This window comes from Microbacterium sp. Root1433D1 (assembly GCF_001426835.1).
GTDB lineage: Bacteria > Actinomycetota > Actinomycetes > Actinomycetales > Microbacteriaceae > Microbacterium > Microbacterium maritypicum.
In genome coordinates, this window is sequence record NZ_LMFN01000001.1 from 400,662 (window position 1) to 416,249 (window position 15,588).

The window sequence follows — 15,588 nt, forward strand, 5'->3', positions numbered from 1 at the left end:
CTGTCTTCGTCGGTGCACACGGCAGCGACGTCCGCTTAGCCTCGGAACCCCTACGAGAAGGAGTTCCCATGTCTGTCTTCACCGTCGACACCGAAGCCGTCCATGCGGCCCACGGAGCGACACGCGCCACCATCGAGCGCTTGCAGAGCGAGTCCGCGACCCTGATGGCCCAGCTCCGCCAGCTGCAGTCCACCTGGTCGGGGACGGCGTCCAATGCCTTCCAGACGTGCGCGGAGCAGTGGCAGGGCGCTCAGGTCCACGTGGAGCAGGTGCTCGAATCGATCGGCACCTCTCTCGGCTCGGTGGCCACCCAGTACGCAGACGCCGATCAGTACTCGGCCAGTCTGTTCCGGTGACACCACCTCGGCATCAACGCAGAACGCCCCCGGCCGAAGCCGGGGGCGTTCTGTCAGGAGAGCTGGATCAGAAGTCCATGCCACCCGACGGGTCACCCATGGGAGCTGCAGCCTTCTCGGGCTTGTCAGCGACGACGACCTCGGTGGTGAGGAAGAGGGCCGCGATCGAGGCTGCGTTCTGCAGCGCCGAGCGGGTCACCTTCGCCGGGTCGATGATTCCCGCAGCGAACATGTCGACGTACTCACCCGTGGCCGCGTTGAGGCCCTGGCCCGAGGGGAGCTCGGAGACCTTGTTCGCGACGACACCCGGCTCGAGACCGGCGTTCAGCGCGATCTGCTTGAGCGGAGCCTCGATCGCGACGCGGACGATGTTCGCACCGGTCGCCTCGTCGCCCGAGAGCGAGAGGGAGTCGAGGGCCTTGGTGCCCGACTGGATGAGCGCGACGCCACCACCGGGGACGATGCCCTCCTCGACGGCTGCCTTCGCGTTGCGAACGGCGTCCTCGATGCGGTGCTTGCGCTCCTTGAGCTCGACCTCGGTCGCGGCTCCGGCCTTGATGACGGCGACGCCACCGGCGAGCTTCGCCAGGCGCTCCTGGAGCTTCTCGCGGTCGTAGTCGCTGTCGGTGTTCTCGATCTCGCGACGGATCTGCGTGACGCGACCCTCGATCTGGTCTGCCTCGCCGGCACCTTCGACGATGGTGGTCTCGTCCTTGGTGACGATCACCTTGCGTGCACGACCGAGCAGGTCGAGCGTGGCGTTCTCGAGCTTGAGGCCGACCTCTTCGGTGATGACCTGACCACCGGTGAGGATCGCGATGTCCTGCAGCTGCGCCTTGCGGCGGTCGCCGAAGCCGGGAGCCTTGACGGCGACCGACTTGAAGATGCCCTTGAGCTTGTTCAGCACGAGCGTCGCGAGAGCCTCGCCCTCGACGTCCTCGGCGATGATGACGAGCTCCTTGCCGTCCTGGATCACCTTGTCGACGATGGGCAGGAGGTCCTTGATGTTGGAGACCTTCTGGTTCGCGATGAGGATGTACGGGTCCTCGAAGACCGCCTCCTGGCGCTCCGGGTCCGTGACGAAGTAGGGGTTCAGGTAACCCTTGTCGAAGCGCATGCCCTCGGTGAGCTCGAGCTCGGTGCCGAACGTCTGCGACTCCTCGACGGTGACGACGCCCTCCTTGCCGACCTTGTCGATCGCCTCGGCGATGAGCTCGCCGATCGCGGGGTCAGCAGCGGAGATCGAGGCCGTGGCGGCGATCTGCTCCTTGGAGTCGATCTCCTTGGCGCTGGCGAGCAGCTCCTCGGTGATCGCAGCGACGGCCTTCTCGATGCCGCGCTTGAGCGAGATGGGGTCGGCGCCGGCTGCGACGTTGCGCAGACCCTCGCGGACCAGAGCCTGGGCGAGGACCGTGGCGGTCGTGGTGCCGTCACCTGCGACGTCGTCGGTCTTCTTGGCGACCTCCTTGACGAGCTCCGCGCCGATCTTCTCGTACGGGTCGTCCAGCTCGATCTCCTTGGCGATGGAGACGCCGTCGTTCGTGATCGTGGGGGCGCCCCACTTCTTCTCGAGAACGACGTTGCGGCCGCGCGGGCCGAGGGTGACCTTGACCGCGTCGGCGAGGATGTTCAGGCCGCGCTCGAGGCCGCGGCGGGCCTCCTCATCGAAAGCAATGATCTTTGCCATGAGTTTTTTCGTCCCTCCTGGACGTAGACGTTGGGTTTAGCACTCAGAGTGAGAGAGTGCTAACGCCATTCTGGCACTCGACACCTTCGAGTGCAAGCCGCCGGAGGTGAGATCCACCCGGGGGTCAGGGGGCCGGAGTCTCCCCGGGCGTCTCGGACGCCGAGCTCGATCGATCGAGGCCGATCACCACGGTGAACTGCTTCTGCCCGTCCTCCGTCTGACCGGAGTAGTAGTCGCTCTGCTGCACGGCTGCGCCGCCGAGGAGGTTCGCCAACCCGATCGCTGCGAGCTCGTCCTCGTCGTTGAGGTAGAAGACCGTCGTGGCGGGGAAGTCCTGGCTGGAGCTGTCGCCCGCGAAGACGATGTCCGACGCCCACCCGTTGTTGATGAGCAGATCCCTCATCTGCGTGTCCAGGCCCTCGTCCGGCGTGCCGTTGAGGATCAGCACGGAGATCGAGGTGTCCACCACGCCGGTCTCCTCCGGGGTGGGCACGGCGGTGGGCACGGCCTCGGGGAAGAGCGAGACGCGACCCATCACCACGAGGGACCCGAAGATCCCGCCGATGATGAGCACGAGCGCGGCGACGAAGGACCACAGCAGCACGACCCAGCCGTTCATCCCCGGCGCTTCGGCGCGGTGCGCTCCTACACGTCCGGAGGAACGGGGAACGTCATCGAAGCGATCGCGGGAGGGCTTGGACACCCCTCGATGCTAGCGGCACCTTCCTGGCAATCCGTTCCTCGGCGCGGATCATGCGATGCACAAGGCTGTCAGTGCGTGCGTTCAGCCCACGAAACCCGGCGTCCGGGCCGAGCGCTGCCTGGCACGGGAATCCCGGATCCGACGCAGTCTCCGCACCAGCATCGGGTCGTACTCCAGAGCGGCTTCCGATTCGATCAGTCGCCCGAGGAGCTGGTAGTAGCGCGCCGCGCTCATCCCCAGCTGGGCACGGATGACCTCTTCCTTGGCCGAGCCGTGGCGCGGCCACGCGACCTCCATCGCGAGGATCGCGCGGTCGCGCTCCGTGAGATCTCCGAGCATGGGTCCAGGTTAGGACGCTTCCGCGGGGAGGGCTGTTCGCCACTCCCACCAGGCGCCGAGAGGATCCGCGGCCGCACGCACCTGCCCGTCGATCGCGACGACGAAGCCCGGCCAATCTTCCGTGTCCACCGGAGGCACCCAGACATCCAGGGCACCGGGCGGATCGATCGTGACCCAGCGCGCGTCCAGGGCGGAGATGCGCGCGACCAGGGCGCTCCTGCGCTCCCGCGGGATGTGGACAAGAACGCCGGGTGTCGTGATGACGAGCGTCGCCTCGGTCGGTGCGGCGGCCGCGAGCGCCTCGATACCCTCCAGAGCATCCCCGGCGACGAGCAGAGGCGGATCGGATGCCGCGATGTTCAGCGCGGCATCGATGCGCTCCTCCCTCCCCCTCTCCCCCGGCCACACGAGTCCGCGCAGCCACCTCCGATCCCGTTCGTCCGCCGCATCCAGCGGAGCCAGATCGATGCCTGCCCTCCAGACGATCTCCGGAAGACGCAACCGGGGCAGAGGTCCGGTCACCGTGCTCTCCAGCACGACTGTCGACGGTCCTTCCAGGGGGTCGAGCGCGGCTCGGAGCGCGCCGTCGTCACCGAGGAAGCGATACGAGTAGCGGTCCGGGTATAGGCAGAGCCCCGCAGAGGCTCCGACCTCGAGCAACGCGATCGGGCCGTCGATCTCGGACAGCACGGGAAGCAGCGCGGCGAGGCGGAGCGGCTCATTGGTCTGCAGGCTGCGACTCGCGCACTCCGCGACGACCTCGTCGGCGTTGCGGAGCACGAACTCCCGCCACTGCGGATACGCCGCGAGTCCGGCGCCGAGCATCCGGGTCACGGCGAACACGAGAGGCGGTTGCCTCCGCGTCTCCGGAATCCGCAGCAGGACACCCCGCACCTCTTCGTCAGCGGCGACTCCGGCGGCCCATGCCGCGTAGAGGGCGCTGCGACCGGGCGCCTCGTCACGGGCGAATCGTGCATAGCGCTCCTGCACAGCATCCGTCATCCGTCCATTCTGACCCGGAGCACCCGAGACCTCGCCGCGCGGGGGAGAATGGAGACGACTCAGGAGGACACATGTCGTACAGCGTGGACAAGACCGAAGACGAATGGCGCGAAGAGCTCGGCGAGGAGCAGTACGCCGTGCTGCGGCAGGCCGCGACCGAACGGGCCTGGACCGGTGAGCTGCTCGATGAGGAGCGTGCGGGCCTCTACACGTGCGGCGCCTGCAACGCCGAGCTCTTCAAGAGCGGCACGAAGTTCGACTCCGGATGCGGATGGCCCAGCTTCTACGAGTCGATCCGCCCCGATGCGGTCGAGCTCATCGAAGACGACAGCCTCGGGATGGTGCGCACCGAGGTGCGCTGCGCCAACTGCGGGTCGCACCTCGGCCACGTGTTCCCCGACGGGTTCGGAACTCCGACGGGCGACCGCTACTGCATGAACTCGATCGCACTGAACTTCACCCCCGACGCGTCGTGAGCGCCCTCGACGCCGTCCGGGCACGGCAGTCCTGGTCGAAGGTCGAAGACACCGCGCCGACCCGCGAGGAGCTGCTGACGTTCGTCGCTGCGGCAGGCCGCGTCGCCGACCACTCATCGCTGCGGCCCTGGCGGCTGATCGAGCTTCGCGGCGCGGATCGCGAGGTGCTGGGCGCGGCGATCGCGAAGGCCCAGGGAGATTCCTCCCCCTCGTCGAAGCCGCTTCGCGCTCCGCTGCTCATCGCCGTCGTCGCGAGCTACCGCAAGAGCGAGAAGGTGCCCCGGTGGGAGCAGGAGGCGGTCGCGTCCGGTGTCGCGCACGTGCTGAGTCTTCTGCTCGACGAGGCCGGGTGGGGCGTCATCTGGCGCACGGGCCACTACACGCGTGCCAAGGCGGTGGCCAAGGCCCACGGGCTCGGCAAGAACGAGGAGCTCCTCGGCTGGCTCTACGTGGGTGGCAAGCCCGAAGGCAAGAAGCCCGGCCGGCGCAAGAGCGTCGATGCCCGCAAGCTCGTCACGCGCCTGCCCGCGGCGAGCACCGAGAAGGCGAAGAAGAAGAAGAAGTAGCGCCTCAGCGTCGACGCCGCCACGGCACGGCCACGACGACCGACCCGACGGCGACCACGACCATCGCGAGCACCTGCCAGAGCGCGGGTCCCGCCGCCGGTGGCCACAGGAGGTCGATCACGACCGACGTGACCAGCTGCCCGAGCACCGATCCCAGGCCCATCAGCAGCACACCCGTCTGGGCCACGATGAAGGTGCCGAGCAGGATGTAGGCGGCGCCCAGGAAACCTCCGAAGTAGAGCCAGGGCTCCCCCGGCAGCGCAGCAGGTGCGCCGCGGAACGCGATGCTCACGCCCGACGCGAGCGCGAGGACCACGGTGCCGGCGATGAAGCTCATCAGCGTCGCGGCCAGCGGCGAGCGCGCGCGCTGCGCCAGCCGCCCGTTGGTCGCCGCCTGCCACGCGATGCCGACGCCCGCTGCGAACGGCAGCAGCAGCATCCACAGCGGTGCGGAGGCGAGCACATCGCCGGAGAGCGAGATGCCGACCGCCGCGAGCGCGAGCAGACCGCCGAGGACCCGACCGGGAGTGACCGCGACGACGCCTGCCGGACCGAAGCCGATCCGATCGAGCACGAGGCCGTGCACCGTCTGCCCGGCCACCACGCCGACGGTGAACAGCGAGACGCCGAGCACCCCCGCCGTGAGTCCCTGGGTGGAGACCGTGAGCGCGCCGCAGGCGCCCCCGAGCAGCATCCAGAACGGGATCGTCTGCTGCCGGATGCCGTCGCGGAGTCTCGCCACTCCTCGTCGGGCCGAGGGGAGACAGATGATCACGACCGCGAGCGCCAGAAGACCCACGGAGAAGGAGACGAAGCCGGCGACGATCCCATCGTCGACACGCACTCCGAGCACTCCGTTGATCCGCGCCTGGATCGCCGTCATCACCCCGATCGCCACCGCACCGCCCAGTGCCACCGGGGCGGGAAGTAGACGGGGCTCTGGCACCTGTCGACCCTACCCGAGCCCGTGGGCGATCCCGTCCCTGCGGATGTCGGAGCCCGGCGCTACGCTGACGGCATGTGCGCGAGCTACGGTCTCGATCCCCGATTCACCGATGCGGAACTCCTCGCCGCCGCCGACGACGCGGTACTCGAGGGCCTGCGGGTGTGGGCACGCGAGAATGCGGGTGAGACCGTCCGTCCCACGGGCAAGAACCTGCGCAACCTCAATCCCCTGGTCGTGCAGCCCGATGCCGCGCCGACCCTGGAGCCCGCGTGGTGGGGCTTCCTCGTGAACGGCGAGCCGGCAAAGTTCCCCTCGATCAACACCCGCGCCGAACGCCTTCAGGAGCGTCCAGGAGGGGCGAAGTCGAGAGCGATCGTGCCGGCGACGAGCTGGTACGAGATGCAGAAGCCCTCTCGCCAGTGGAACGAGTTCATCATCGACGACGGCACCCTGTTCGGCATGGCCGCGGTCACCCAGCGCGGGCGCACCGCCGACGGCGAGTGGTTCACGTGCTACTCGATCGTGATGCGCCCCGCCCCGGCACACCTCGTCGATCTGCACGATCGGATGCCGCTGCTGGTCCCCGCCTCGTTGAGCCACGACTGGCTGACCGCGCCGGCGTCGAGGGAGATCATCGACGAGGCGGTCCTCGCCTCCGACGAGATGGCCGCGCGCGTGCAGACACGTCCTCGCCCCTGAGGTGCGGATGTCCGCCGCCGGGCGGACCCTCCCTCCGTCAGATGTGTACCTGAGGAGGACGCGCGATCCCGGGGTCGCTCCGTAACGTTGTCCTCATGATCACAGCAGAAGGCCTCACCAAGAGATTCGGAGACAAGACCGCCGTCGATGACGTGTCGTTCACGGTCAAGCCGGGCAGCGTCACCGGATTCCTGGGCCCGAACGGCGCCGGGAAGTCGACCACCATGCGGATGATCGTCGGCCTCGACCGGCCGACGTCCGGCCGTGCCGCCATCGCCGGCCGCGAGTACCGCAAGCTGCGCGCACCGCTCACCGAGGTGGGCGTGCTCCTCGACGCGAAGGCGGTGCACACCGGCCGCACCGCGCGCAACCATCTCCGCGCGATGGCCGCGACCCACGGCATCCCCTCCTCTCGCGTCGACGAGGTGATCGACCTCGCCGGCATCGGATCGGTGGCCCGCAAGCGTGCAGGCGGGTTCTCGCTCGGCATGGGACAGCGCCTCGGTATCGCCTCGGCGCTGCTCGGCGACCCGCACACGCTGATCCTCGACGAGCCGGTCAACGGCCTCGACCCCGAGGGCGTCCGCTGGGTCCGCCAGTTCGTCCGCCACGCCGCCTCCGAGGGGCGCACCGTGCTTCTCTCGAGCCATCTGATGAGCGAGATGGCGCAGACCGCCGACCACGTCATCGTGATGGGACGAGGCCGCGTGCTCGCGGATGCGCCGCTCCCCGAACTCGTGCGCTCGTGGACCCGCAACACGGTCAGGGTGCGCACTCCCCGCCCGGCCGATCTGGCCGCAGCCGTCGGCGGACCCGATGTCGAGATCGTGAGCTCGGCTCCCGACCTGCTCGACATCGTGGGGCTGCCTGCTGCGCGCATCGGCGACCTCGCTGCGGACCGCGGCATTGCGCTGCACGAACTCACCCCGACCACCGGTTCGCTCGAAGACGCCTACCTCGCCCTCACCGGCGACTCCGTCGAGTACCGCACCAAGGAGATCTCATGACCACGACACAGGCCCCCGCCGCCACACGGCCGCGCGTGGACACCGGTCGAAAGCTGACGTTCGTGCGCGCGCTGCGCGGTGAATGGATCAAGCTCGCCACCCTGCGCTCGACCTGGTGGTCCATCGGGATCGCCGCCGCTCTGACCGTGGGGATCGCGGTTCTCATCGCCCAGGCCCTCGACATGCCGGACTTCGAGCCGATCCAGGCCGTCATCATGCCCATCCAGTTCACCATGCTGCTCGCCGGCATCATCGGTGCGATCTCGGTCACCGGCGAGTACTCGACCGGAATGATCCGCTCGACCCTGACGGCGAACCCTGTTCGCGGATCGGTGCTGGCGGCGAAGTCGACCGTGCTGGCCATCTTCATGTTCCTGTCGTCGCTGGTGATCTTCGCCATCGCAGCCCTCGCCGTCACCCTCATCGTGGCGCCGCGGGATCAGAGCATCGACTGGTCCGACCCGTCGGCCTCGATCCTGCCGATCGTCGTGGCCTCGCTGTCCATGGCCGTCTTCGCCCTCATCGGCGTCTCGTTCGGGTTCATCCTGCGCTCGGGGGCCGGAGCCATCGCCGCCACCGTCGGTGTGCTGTTCGTGCTGCCGATCGTCGCGAGCTTCTTCTCCTTCGCCGGGGAGGCATGGGCGTGGGTCATCGAGGCCTCGTCCTACCTCCCGGTGGCGGCTGCGCAAGCCGCGATCATGCCCAGTGAGACGGCGGCTCTCGATGCACCCACCGCGTTCCTGACGCTGGGCTGCTGGGTCGCCGGTGGTGCCCTGGTCGCGTGGGGCGTGCTGCGCACGCGCGACGCGTAAAGTCGGCCTGTGAGCAGAACGCGAAGCCGCAGCGACTCGATCCGTGAGGACGAGGAGCTGCGGCTTCCGCGTGCCCCTGGCCTGTTCCGACGCTTCTGGGCGCGCCACCCGCTGTTCGCCGACATCCTGCTCGCCCTGATCTGCCTGTTCCTGTCGCTCGCACCGGCCGCGCCCTACCCCGACCCCTCGCTCCCGGAGGGCACCTACATCGCCCTCAACATCGCGACGGTGGCGATGGTCGCGATCGGGTGCAGCACCCTTCTCTGGCGCCGTCGAGCACCGCTGGGCCCCTTCCTCGCTGCGGTGATCCTGGGTACCGTCGGTCTGTTCACGGGCATGTCCGGCGGCATCGTCCTCCTGCTCGTCGCCTGCTACGGCGTCGCGGTCTATCGCTCGGCCCGCCTGGCCTGGATCTGCTACGGGATCGGCGCGGCATGGTTCCTCGGCTTCACCACGGTGCTCATGCTGACCGGCGCGACCGTGCTCCAGGTCGGCCTCGACACCGCACTCAGCTACGTCGCGCTCGGTCTCATCGGCACACTCGTCGGAGTCAACGTCGGTGACCGCAAGCGCTACCTCCTCGCCATCATCGACCGCTCACGCCAGCTCCTGATCGAGCGCGACCAGCAGGCGCAGCTCGCAGCCGCGTCCGAACGCGCCCGCATCGCCCGAGAGATGCATGACATCGTCTCCCACTCGCTCACCGTCATCGTCGCCCTGTCCGAAGGTGCGGCCGCGACACCGGACCGGGAGCAGGCACGCAAGGCCGCGGCATCCGCCGCCGACACCGCCAGAGGTGCGCTCACCGAGATGCGCTCGATGCTCGGAGTGCTGCGCGACGACGAATCCCCGTTGCCACTGGCCCCGATGCAGCCCGTACCCGCGCGCGACACCGTGGAGACCGCGCAACGAGCCGGCTATCCGGCGACGCTCACCGTCGTCGGGCAGGCGGAGGTCTCCCCCGCCGTCGCGCATGCGATCGGAAGGATCGTCCAGGAGGGGGTGACCAACGCGATGCGTCATGCTCCCACCGCGAAGACCATCGCGGTGCGACTGGAGTACACGACCGAGACGGTCACGATCGAGATCGTGAACGACGGCGTCACAGGCGAGGTCGGGTCGGATGGATTCGGCGTACGCGGACTGTCCGAGCGCGCTGCGCACGTTCACGGAACGGTGCGGTCGGCACCTGCGGACGGGGGACGATGGGTTCTGCGGGCCGTGCTCCCCACCTCGGGAAGCACACCCGCCGCACGACGAGAGACGATGGAGGACGACGGATGACGGATGCGATCAGGGTGCTGCTGGTGGATGACCAGGAGCTCATCCGAGTCGGGTTCCGGATGGTGCTCGACGCCGAGGAAGACATCGTGGTGGTCGGTGAGGCCGGCGACGGCAAGGCGGCGATCACGCAGACCGCCCTGCTCGCCCCCGACCTGGTGCTCATGGACATCCGGATGCCGGAGCTGGACGGCATCGCCGCCACCGAGGCGATCGTCCGCGACCACCCGCAGACCAAGGTGCTCGTTCTCACCACGTTCGATCTCGACGAGTACGCGTTCGGAGCGATCCGCGCGGGCGCGAGTGGATTCCTGTTGAAGGACGCGCAACGCCACGAGATGATCTCTGCCGTGCGCGCCGTGTCCCGCGGAGATGCAGCGCTCTCCCCTCGGGTCACGAGAGCGCTGATGGAGCATGTGACACCCCGACTCGGCGCGACCTCTTCCGCCGCTCCGGCCGCCGAGGAGAGCGCCGCACTCGAATCGCTCACCGATCGCGAGCGCGACGTGTTCCTCGCGATCGGCCGCGGCCTCACCAACGCGGAGATCGCCCAGACTCTCTATGTCGGCGAGTCCACGGTGAAGACGCACGTCGGTCGCGTGCTCGCGAAACTCGGTGCCCGCGACAGGATCCACGCAGTCATCCTGGCGCACCGGCACGGACTCGTCGGCGACGAGCGAGGCTAGCTCAGGTCCGGGCCGGAGTCCACTCCGAGACCTGGTTGAGCCGCTGCACCTCGTCGTCCGAGAGCTCGAGGCGGGCACCGGCGAGGAGATCGGGAACCTGGTCCACGTTGCGCGCGCTCGCGATCGGTGCGACGACCGTCGGCTGCGCGCGGAGCCAGGCGAGTGAGGTCGCGGCGATCGAGGCGTCATGCACGTCGCCGATCTCCTGGAGCGCATCGATGACCCGCAGCCCCGCCGGCGTCGCGTACTTCGCCGCGCCGTGGGCCCGCGGCGAGCTCTGCCCTTCGGCATCCGTCGAGCGGTACTTGCCGGTGAGGAAGCCGCTCGCCAGCGAGTAGTACGGGACGAGACCGAGCCCGTACTCCTCGGCGACCGGGATGATCGTGTCCTCGACCTCGTTGCGGTGCACGAGGTTGTAATGCGGCTGCACAGCGACCGGCAGCGCGGCACCGGTGCGACGGGCGATCTCGATCCACTCGCGGATGCGATCGGCGGAGTAGTTCGACACGGCGATGTGCCGCACCAGACCGTCGTCGACGAGCTGACCGAACGCGGCGACAGTCTCCTCCAGCGGAACCGTCTCGTCATCGAAGTGCGCGTAGTAGAGGTCGATCTCATCGACGCCCAGGCGCGCCAGCGAGGCTTCGGCGGCCTTGCGGACGTTCGACGCGGCAAGACCGCGGAACTTCGGGTGCTGGCTCACCTTGGTCGCGACGACCACCCCTGCGGGCCTGCGAGAAGCCAGCCATTCGCCGACGATCGTCTCACTCTCTCCGCCCTCGTTCCCCGGCACCCAGGAGCTGTACGAGTCAGCGGTGTCGATGAAGTCACCACCGCCATCCACGAACGCGTCGAGAACCGCAAAGGAGGTGTCACGGTCGGCCGTCCAGCCGAACACGTTGCCGCCGAGCGAGAGCGGGAGGACGTCGAGATCACTGGTGCCGATGCGAGTCATGAGGGGAACAACCTCCGAGTCCACCCCTCGCATTCCCGGATGCCCTCCGGTGGCGACCCTCAGACATCACCGCGTCGGCCTCTCCCCCTCGTGGCGGATCTGAGAGGGGCGCCCCACGAGCCGCGGATCAGGGGCGTGAGCGATCAACGGATCCTTGCCCGGGTAGTCGAACCGCGAGAGGACGCACCTCATCGCCTCCAGCCGCGCGCGCCTCTTGTCGTTCGACGCGATGACGACCCAGGGGAGGGCAGGGGTGTCCGTGCGGAGGAACATCGCCTCCTCCGCTGCGATGTACTCGTCCCAGCGGTCGACGCTCGCGAGGTCGGTCGGGCTGAGCTTCCACTGCGCGACCGCGTCTTCGCCCCGGTGCGCGAAGCGGCGCCGCTGCTCCGCCTCATCTATCGAGAACCAAAGCTTCACGAGGCGGATGCCCGAGCCGACGAGCATGCGCTCGAACTCCGGCACGGTCTGGATGAACTCCTCGTACTCGGCCGACGAGCAGTAGCCCATGACCCGCTCGACACCGGCGCGGTTGTACCAGGAGCGATCCATCATCACGATCTCGCCGCCGGAGGGGAGATGCGCGACGTAGCGCTGGAAATACCACTGCGTCCGCTCCGCATCGGTGGGTTTGTCGAGTGCCACGACACGGGCACCCCGGGGGTTCAGGTGCTCCATGAAGCGCGTGATCGCGCCGCCTTTTCCCGCCGCGTCTCTTCCCTCGAACAGGATGAGCACGCGGTCGGACGAGCGCGTGATGTGCGCCTGGAGTTTGAGGAGTTCGATCTGCAGCAGGCGCTTCTCGCATGCGTACGCCTCCCGCGTGAGCGCGGTCTCATACGGGTCGCCGCTCTGCCACTCCGGCATGGACCGCTGCGACTCCGGCGAGCTGCTCATGACATACCCCTCCCCCGGTGCTCCATGGATCACGCCCTTCAGGGGCAAGCGCAGGTGGCCGCGGCGGGGAGTCGGCCACCTGCGCAGTCATCCACCTGGTGTCACGACGTCGTACCCACCAGGAAACTCAACGTTCAGTAACATATCACCCTCTAGTGCGATACTCCGATATGCTCTTTCACCATCACGATCTGGCGCGGAAAGTGCGCGCGGTGGCGGCTATGGTGCAGAGATGGGAACGATCCAGTACGGCAACGGCGAGGAGATCCATATCGAGGACCGCGCGCTCGCGCATCTGAAGGTGGTCATCGCCACCAAGTTGCGACGCAACGAGAGCTTCACCCTGTCGTGGCGTCATCCCGACGGAGATCCCGCAGGACGCTCGACGATCTGGCTGCACCCCTCGATTCCGCTCCGCTTCACCTTCGACGAGCCGGAGGCGCCCCCGCTGAACCCCTCGTGGATTCAGGACCTCATGCAGTCGGCGAGCTCGACAGGCGGGATCGGCCTCATCGACGAGGTCGTCGACACACCAGAACCCGTCTCAGTCGACTGAGTCCACCGAGAGCACGGATCAGAGACGCGTGAGCCTCAGCTCGTCCGCCATACGGAGAGCAGCTGCCACCCCTCGGGCACCTGCGACTCGAGGGCAGCCATGTCGTCGCCTTCGATCTCGCGGATACCGTCACGACGCAGGAACTTGCCTTCGACCGAGCGCATCGATCCTGCTTTCTCCATCGTCGCCATCGCCGAGACGAGGTCCCATCCGGCGGGAGCCTGAGCGGTGAGCTGCGCGCGAACCTCGGCGAGGTCTTCGCCCTTCAGCGTCACGCTGTGGGCCTCGACAGGGCGAATCAGTCCGTGGAGCATCACACCAGCCTAGGACGAGGGAGGGGCGGATGTGTCGCTCACTCCCCTGCACCCCTGCTCTCCGAAGCGCCGGAGGAGCGACCTACTCGTCCTCGGCCTCGGGCTCGCCGTTCTTCCACGAATACTCGAGTCCTGCACCGATCGCGAGACCCACAGAGATACCCACACCTGCGCCGATCGCAACGCTGTCGAAGAAGATCAGCCCGGCCGCAACGCCCAGCGGTAGCCCGAGCGCCATCCCTGTGGCGATGCCATACCCCGGCTTCTTCTTCGAAATCTCCTCGGATGCGGTCATGGGTGCAACGGTACGCAGGCACGTGAGCAGGCGCATCCCCCGTGAGACGGACATCACTCGACCCGCCGAAGCCGGAGGTAGCGAAGCGAAGAACCGCTCACTCCGTTCGCTTCTGGACGCCAGCTCCCGGGCCGTGTCGAGTCTCGAAGGCCCGGGTCTCCCACAGCGCCGTGCGGAGCTGGACAGCCCCGATCGCGGCACCGAGCGCGAACACGACGATGCCGATCCAGCGCCACACGTTGGGGCCGTCGAGGACGAGAACGAAGATCCAGCCGGCCAAGACGACGGCTGAGAACCCCAGTTGAGATACCGCCCCCACCCGCCTGCGCTGGAGGGCGAGTCGCTGCTGGATCAGCGACGGGGTCGGCTCCGCATCGGGCTCGCTCATGCCCAGAGCCTACGACCTACGCGGCGGGGCATACCGGGCAAAATCGCCGACGACGGACAAGCCCGGCCCGAGCTCTGCCTGCAGATCTGCCACGAGCTGCTCGCCCTCAGCGATCCATGTGCGTCCGATCTGTGGATCTGGCCATCGCATTTCAGTGACCGGATCCAGCACGGTCTCCCAGACCTGATTCCACTCCCGGAGCCGCTTTCGCAGCTCAGCTGAGACCACAAACCTCTCCGGTATCCGGTCGCCTCGGAACCACTCCGGGTACAGCAGAAACGTGTTCATACGCTCTTCAGGAGTCATCCCCCGACTATCTAGGTTCGCCATCAGGGCGACGATAGCAATGCGGGAGCGTGCAATACGCATCTCGGCATTCGTCGCCTCTCGGCTGATGCCGTCGGTGTTTCTTGAGCCGACTACGGGACTCGAACCCGTAACCCCCGTATTACAAGTACGGTGCGCTACCAATTGCGCCAAGTCGGCGGATGCCACCCACAAGCTTAGCGATGGCATCGACCCCGCTTCGACCTAGGGGGCAGGCGTGGTGGTCGGTGTGGGAGTCGGCGTCGGCGTGGCACGCGAGGCATCGCTCGCGACGCTGAGCACGAACTGCGAGAACTCGGCCGGGTCGTCGAGCGCTCCGACGTACGCTTCGCCGTTCGCGACGACCATCGGAGCCGACTGCAGGACCAGGTCCTTGGAGCCCGCGAGCGGTCCGTCCAGCGCGCGCGTGGTCGCATCCTTCGCCCAGCTGACGAAGTCGCCGTTCTCGATGCACGACCGCACGGCCTTGGTGTTGTCGGTGCCGACCGCCGCGGCGAGGTTCGCGAGCTCTTCATCGGACATGCCGTCGCTGCCGACCTCGGGCTGGTTGTCCAGCAGGTCGTGATTGAACGCGTAGAACTGTGCGGGCGAGTGCGTGGCGACGCAGGCGGCCGCGGCCGCCGAGCGCAGCGAATACTTGGTGCCGTTCGAGCTCGCGGTGAGCAGAGCGACCGGGTGGTAGCTGACGGTCACGGCGCCCTCGCTGATCCAGCCGGCGAACTGACGCGCGTTCGCCCGCTCGAACTTCCCCGCGTCCGGCGAGAGGTAGTCGACGTAGACGTGGATGTCGACCTTCTCAGAGGTGGTCGCCTTGGGAGTCGGCTCGGTCGACGCACCCGCATCGGTCGGTTCTGCGGACGGTGTCGCGGGGACCTCGTCGGATCCTGCGACCGCGGTGATGTCGGTGACGACCACGCCGTCCGACTCCATCCCCGTCGGGGTGAGCTTGGGCTTGGACACCTGGGCGGACACCGCAAGGGTCACCGCAGTGCCGATCGCCCCCACCGCGACGACCGCGACGGCGCCGATGATGATACGTCGCATGAGGCGCGCCCTCGACTGCTGGGCGTGCACTTGCTGAGCCTTCTCCCGCACGGCCTCGCGAGAATTGCGAGGTGTGGGGACGTTCGGCGTTTCGTCGCTCGACATCGTTCCTCTTGTGAGTCTGCGGGGGTCCGGGTTGGCCCCGACCGCCGCTCAGCGACGATCGCCGCTGCGCGCGGCCGAGTTCGATGCTAACCAGTGAGGCTGAGAAATACCCAGGTACAGCCGTTCATGTCATACTGATTTCGACCC

General features: G+C 68.0%; 21 protein-coding genes and 1 tRNA gene. 9 read left to right on the plus strand and 13 right to left on the minus strand.

The window, feature by feature from the left end; translation table 11 throughout:
- Positions 1-68 precede the first annotated feature (68 nt).
- Positions 69-356, plus strand: a complete 288-nt coding sequence (locus ASD13_RS01805; RefSeq protein ID WP_055865175.1) for a WXG100 family type VII secretion target — start codon at positions 69-71, stop codon at positions 354-356.
- A gap of 67 nt (positions 357-423) precedes the next feature.
- On the opposite strand, the gene groL is transcribed toward ASD13_RS01805, so the two are convergent.
- From groL to ASD13_RS01825, 4 genes are all read right to left on the minus strand, one after another.
- Complete coding sequence (gene groL / locus ASD13_RS01810; protein WP_017828929.1) at positions 424-2,043, minus strand: chaperonin GroEL; 1,620 nt, start codon at positions 2,041-2,043, stop codon at positions 424-426.
- Between the two features lie 124 nt (positions 2,044-2,167).
- Positions 2,168-2,746: a LytR C-terminal domain-containing protein gene (locus ASD13_RS01815; RefSeq protein WP_229778816.1), complete on the minus strand. Its 579-nt coding sequence runs from the start codon at positions 2,744-2,746 to the stop codon at positions 2,168-2,170.
- Positions 2,747-2,827: 81 nt separating this feature from the next.
- Positions 2,828-3,085, minus strand: a complete 258-nt coding sequence (locus ASD13_RS01820; protein ID WP_017828931.1) for a DUF3263 domain-containing protein — start codon at positions 3,083-3,085, stop codon at positions 2,828-2,830.
- 9 nt (positions 3,086-3,094) lie between these two features.
- Positions 3,095-4,087 carry a DUF2332 domain-containing protein gene (locus tag ASD13_RS01825; protein WP_055865182.1) on the minus strand — a complete coding sequence of 331 codons (993 nt, stop codon included), beginning with the start codon at positions 4,085-4,087 and terminating at the stop codon, positions 3,095-3,097.
- 71 nt (positions 4,088-4,158) lie between these two features.
- Here ASD13_RS01825 and msrB point away from each other — a divergent pair, with 71 nt between their 5' ends.
- Entirely contained in the window at positions 4,159-4,563 is a 405-nt protein-coding gene (gene msrB, locus ASD13_RS01830) for a peptide-methionine (R)-S-oxide reductase MsrB (protein WP_017828933.1), read from the plus strand.
- Entirely contained in the window at positions 4,560-5,129 is a 570-nt protein-coding gene (locus ASD13_RS01835) for a nitroreductase family protein (protein ID WP_055865183.1), read from the plus strand. Before msrB ends, ASD13_RS01835 begins: the two co-directional genes overlap by 4 nt.
- 4 nt (positions 5,130-5,133) lie before the next feature.
- On the opposite strand, the gene ASD13_RS01840 is transcribed toward ASD13_RS01835, so the two are convergent.
- On the minus strand, positions 5,134-6,045 hold the full coding sequence (locus tag ASD13_RS01840; protein ID WP_055865186.1) for a DMT family transporter: 912 nt from the start codon (positions 6,043-6,045) through the stop codon (positions 5,134-5,136).
- A 102-nt stretch (positions 6,046-6,147) separates the two neighbouring features.
- Between ASD13_RS01840 and ASD13_RS01845 the strand changes: the two genes are divergently transcribed.
- The 5 genes from ASD13_RS01845 to ASD13_RS01865 all read left to right on the plus strand — a co-directional run bounded on the left by ASD13_RS01845 (position 6,148) and on the right by ASD13_RS01865 (position 10,560).
- On the plus strand, positions 6,148-6,774 hold the full coding sequence (locus tag ASD13_RS01845; protein ID WP_055866798.1) for an SOS response-associated peptidase family protein: 627 nt from the start codon (positions 6,148-6,150) through the stop codon (positions 6,772-6,774).
- Between the two features lie 95 nt (positions 6,775-6,869).
- Complete coding sequence (locus ASD13_RS01850; protein ID WP_055865189.1) at positions 6,870-7,781, plus strand: ABC transporter ATP-binding protein; 912 nt, start codon at positions 6,870-6,872, stop codon at positions 7,779-7,781.
- On the plus strand, positions 7,778-8,593 hold the full coding sequence (locus ASD13_RS01855) for an ABC transporter permease (protein ID WP_017828938.1): 816 nt from the start codon (positions 7,778-7,780) through the stop codon (positions 8,591-8,593). Before ASD13_RS01850 ends, ASD13_RS01855 begins: the two co-directional genes overlap by 4 nt.
- A gap of 9 nt (positions 8,594-8,602) precedes the next feature.
- On the plus strand, positions 8,603-9,877 hold the full coding sequence (locus ASD13_RS01860) for a sensor histidine kinase (protein ID WP_055865193.1): 1,275 nt from the start codon (positions 8,603-8,605) through the stop codon (positions 9,875-9,877).
- Positions 9,874-10,560 (plus strand): response regulator transcription factor, encoded by a 687-nt coding sequence (locus ASD13_RS01865; RefSeq protein WP_055865196.1) that lies wholly within the window; start codon positions 9,874-9,876, stop codon positions 10,558-10,560. Before ASD13_RS01860 ends, ASD13_RS01865 begins: the two co-directional genes overlap by 4 nt.
- Position 10,561: 1 nt before the next feature.
- Here the strand turns inward: ASD13_RS01865 and ASD13_RS01870 are convergent, their stop codons facing one another.
- On the minus strand, positions 10,562-11,515 hold the full coding sequence (locus ASD13_RS01870) for an aldo/keto reductase (RefSeq protein ID WP_055865199.1): 954 nt from the start codon (positions 11,513-11,515) through the stop codon (positions 10,562-10,564).
- 66 nt (positions 11,516-11,581) lie between these two features.
- Complete coding sequence (gene ppk2, locus ASD13_RS01875) at positions 11,582-12,412, minus strand: polyphosphate kinase 2 (RefSeq protein WP_055865201.1); 831 nt, start codon at positions 12,410-12,412, stop codon at positions 11,582-11,584.
- A 232-nt stretch (positions 12,413-12,644) separates the two neighbouring features.
- On the opposite strand from ppk2, the gene ASD13_RS01880 reads away from it, so the two are divergent.
- Positions 12,645-12,968, plus strand: a complete 324-nt coding sequence (locus ASD13_RS01880) for a DUF7882 family protein (RefSeq protein WP_055865203.1) — start codon at positions 12,645-12,647, stop codon at positions 12,966-12,968.
- A gap of 35 nt (positions 12,969-13,003) precedes the next feature.
- On the opposite strand, the gene ASD13_RS01885 is transcribed toward ASD13_RS01880, so the two are convergent.
- The 6 genes from ASD13_RS01885 to ASD13_RS01910 form a co-directional block, all read right to left on the minus strand.
- A complete protein-coding gene (locus ASD13_RS01885) occupies positions 13,004-13,282 on the minus strand; it encodes a hypothetical protein (RefSeq protein WP_017828944.1) in 279 nt (92 codons plus the stop codon).
- Positions 13,283-13,364: 82 nt separating this feature from the next.
- The gene (locus ASD13_RS01890; RefSeq protein ID WP_055865206.1) at positions 13,365-13,577 is read right to left on the minus strand and encodes a hypothetical protein; all 213 of its coding nucleotides are present in this window, start codon (positions 13,575-13,577) and stop codon (positions 13,365-13,367) included.
- 97 nt (positions 13,578-13,674) lie between these two features.
- Complete coding sequence (locus ASD13_RS01895) at positions 13,675-13,965, minus strand: hypothetical protein (protein ID WP_055865210.1); 291 nt, start codon at positions 13,963-13,965, stop codon at positions 13,675-13,677.
- Between the two features lie 9 nt (positions 13,966-13,974).
- Positions 13,975-14,271, minus strand: a complete 297-nt coding sequence (locus ASD13_RS01900) for a hypothetical protein (protein ID WP_157535557.1) — start codon at positions 14,269-14,271, stop codon at positions 13,975-13,977.
- Positions 14,272-14,378: 107 nt separating this feature from the next.
- Positions 14,379-14,451, minus strand: a tRNA-Thr gene (locus ASD13_RS01905).
- Positions 14,452-14,496: 45 nt separating this feature from the next.
- On the minus strand, positions 14,497-15,441 hold the full coding sequence (locus ASD13_RS01910; protein WP_017828951.1) for a DsbA family protein: 945 nt from the start codon (positions 15,439-15,441) through the stop codon (positions 14,497-14,499).
- Positions 15,442-15,588 lie beyond the last annotated feature (147 nt).